Below are 665 nucleotides of genomic sequence, written 5' to 3' on the forward strand. Positions count from 1 at the left end.
CTAGCACCACCCAATGCAATATTATAAGTGCCCAATGCACTACTAGAATTACCTGAGGCTATATTGTTTACACCAACCGCATTGCTATTTTGACCCGATGCTTCATTTCTAAAACCGACTGCACTGCTACTAAAACCTGATGCGCTATTCTCAAAACCCATCGCACTGCTGCCACTACCCAATGCAATATTTGCTGTACCCATCGCACTGCTATAATCGCCAATCGCAATATTTCCGCCTTTTTTCGCTGCATTGATAAACGCTGCAACTTCGGCTGGGTCGGTTATTTTGATACTATTGGCTGTAAATGAATCAATATCATCAAGACTGGTACCTGTTCCTGTGGTGGTTACCGTAATGCCACCCACTTTGGTAATTTTATTTGTTCCTGCTTCTTTCGTAGTTGCATGTGCATAACCTTTCGCTGAACCTAAAGCCGTGTCGGTTGAAATATGAGCGTAGTTGTCGGTGGCGACAGTTCCGCCTGAAACACTTAAAATCGCTGTATCCAGTTGTCCTTTATTGACTGCATCGGTGGTTTGTGTACCTGCTGCCACATTGGTAATTTGTTTCTCTGCGCCTGCTTTACCAACCGAAATACTGTTGTCTCGGTCAGTTTCAGAGTCGTTGCATTTAAGGTTAAAACTTCGCTGTCTAGTTGTTTT

1 pseudogene is annotated in these 665 nt (G+C 43.6%); it reads right to left on the minus strand.

Annotation, left to right across the window (positions count from 1 at the left end):
• A pseudogene (locus F988_RS04620) lies at nt 1–665 on the minus strand (hypothetical protein); the annotation flags it as partial.

The organism is Acinetobacter parvus DSM 16617 = CIP 108168 (assembly GCF_000368025.1).
Lineage (GTDB): Bacteria > Pseudomonadota > Gammaproteobacteria > Pseudomonadales > Moraxellaceae > Acinetobacter > Acinetobacter parvus.